Annotated in this window: 1 protein-coding gene; it reads right to left on the reverse strand. The window is 52.6% G+C overall.

What is annotated here, in order from left to right; genetic code table 11:
• Positions 1-265, reverse strand: a 265-nt coding sequence (locus tag AAIR21_RS27935) for a Crp/Fnr family transcriptional regulator (protein ID WP_434682847.1), incomplete at its 3' end; no start/stop codon positions are given.
• Between the last annotated feature and the right edge of the window lie 138 nt (positions 266-403).

Genomic DNA, 403 nt, shown 5'->3' on the forward strand with positions numbered 1-403 from the left:
GGTGGTACACCGCGCAGTCGTCAATCACCTTCGCATACCCCCGGTGGCATTCGCCAGGCAGTTCCTCCACACCAATATACTCGCCGGGCAGGTAAAAGCCGGTTATCTGCTCGTCACCGTTAGCGTTGAGATAAAACGTTTTGACCACACCGAACTTAATCAGCCATAACCCGCTGAATTTATCTCCTGCACGCCACAGATACTTCTTTTTACCGTATTGCCGGGACGGCCTCTGCCTGATGGCATCCCTTAACAGATTTTTCATAGTCCGACCTGTAACAACTCACCCGACAGCCACGTTTTCAGGTGCAAGCGTAAAATCCAGCACGACAATATCCTGCAGCACCAGTCTGAAAATGGATTTCAGCGCATCATGGGCCGGATGCGGCAGGTAGCGCTGACG

This window comes from Enterobacter sp. PTB, from assembly GCF_051130085.1.
Classification (GTDB): Bacteria; Pseudomonadota; Gammaproteobacteria; order Enterobacterales; family Enterobacteriaceae; genus Enterobacter; species Enterobacter ludwigii.